At 65.3% G+C, this 1,520-nt stretch carries 2 protein-coding genes; one reads left to right on the top strand and one right to left on the bottom strand.

Features of this window, described 5'->3' with window-relative positions; genetic code table 11:
- Positions 1-880, bottom strand: an 880-nt coding sequence (locus UK23_RS34630; protein ID WP_045315956.1) for an ABC transporter substrate-binding protein, incomplete at its 3' end; no start/stop codon positions are given.
- Between the two features lie 308 nt (positions 881-1,188).
- On the opposite strand from UK23_RS34630, the gene UK23_RS34625 reads away from it, so the two are divergent.
- Positions 1,189-1,491, top strand: coding sequence for a gas vesicle protein (locus UK23_RS34625; RefSeq protein ID WP_082115207.1), 303 nt, complete (start codon positions 1,189-1,191; stop codon positions 1,489-1,491).
- Positions 1,492-1,520: the final 29 nt, after the last annotated feature.

Here is a 1,520-nt window from a genome sequence, read left to right as displayed (position 1 = left end):
GGTACGAACCGCCCCAGTTGCCGCCCCCGTTCGGGAACGCGCCGGCGACCGCCCACTTCCCCTGGTTCTCGGGCCCCGCCTGGGTCTCGATCACGCCGAGCATCCACGACGGGCACGTCTTCGTGGCGAACCGGCCGAGCTTGAACCCGGTGTTCCACTCGGGGCTGAACGCCGCGAGCCTGGCCGACTGTCCTTTCGCGACGGCGGCGGTGACCGCGGTCCAGTCGGCCTTGATGTCCGGGTTGGACTCCACGACGAGCTTGTCCTGCAGGTCGAAGTAGCCGATGTCGTGCTGGTTGTGCATGGCGTTGTAGACCTGTGCGGCGCTGTCGAACCAGGCGACCCCCTGCACCTTCGCGACGAACTGGTCACCCGCGGCGAAGTAACTGTCCCAGGTCGAGAACAGCGCCTTGACGCCCTCGGGGTCGGACGGCAGACCGGCCTGCTGGAACAGGTCCTTGCGGTAGCACATTGCCAGCGGGCCGATGTCCGTGCCGTAGCCGATCAGCTTGCCGTCCTTGGTGGTGACCGCGGCCGTCTTCCACTTCAGCCATCTGTCGTCCTCGACTCTCGGGCCTATCTCGTCGAGGTCGTTGAACTGGCCGGCCTTCGCCATGACCTGGCTCAGGTACCCCTCTTCGACGGCCTCGACGTCCGCCAGTCCGGACCCGGCGCCGAGCTTGGTGAACAGGTTCTGGTGGTGCGGCTGACCCTGGCCGGTCTTGCGCTGCGTGATCTTGATGTCCGGGTGTGCGGCCTCGTACTCGTGGAAGAGGTCCTCGTACCCGAATTCGTTGAAGGTCGCGATCGTCAGTTCGGTCCTGCCGTCCCCGGGCTGACCCGAGCCGCAGGCGGCGGTCGCGGACACGGCGGCACACATGACGATGCTGACCCAGCGCAGTCGCACGGCAGAACTCCTCTTGATCGCGGCGGTGAGATCTGGGAGCGCTCCCAGACGTGCGGAGGAGTTTCACTCTCGACCCAAAGTCGTGTCAAGGCGCTCAAGCGCCGCCGCGGAAGGGCCGATCGGCGGGCGAAGTCCCCCTCCGGCCGGCCGGTGCCACAAGTGCATTCGATTCCACCGCCCGGTCCAGTGTTCGACGCATTCGACAGTGTGCGTGAATCTGTCAATTCTTCTCGTTCGAGCATTTCGACAGCGCCTGGCCGGGTGTGCCTAGGATGGGGTGAGTGGGCGACGATTCGAATGACAGTTCGCCATCCGGGAAACCTGACAAATTGACCGCGGTATTCGCCATTCAAGCCGCGAAGGAGCAATTCGGTGCGCTGATCGGCAGAACACCGGAAGCTGTTTCGGGTATCCGTGCGCTGCCGGACGGCGGCTGGTCGGTGCTGATCGACGCCGTCGAATTGGAACGCATTCCGGCCACCACCAGCATCATCGCCACCTATCGCGTCGACATCGACGCGACCGGTGCGCTGTGCGGCTGTGAGCGGCTGCGGCGCTACACCCGAGGGACGACCGACATGTGACGGGACGGTTCTAGGTGGACAACAAACCC

It is taken from the genome of Lentzea aerocolonigenes (assembly GCF_000955955.1).
Taxonomy (GTDB): Bacteria; Actinomycetota; Actinomycetes; order Mycobacteriales; family Pseudonocardiaceae; genus Lentzea; species Lentzea aerocolonigenes_A.
This window is presented reverse-complemented; position numbering and strand designations above follow the sequence as displayed.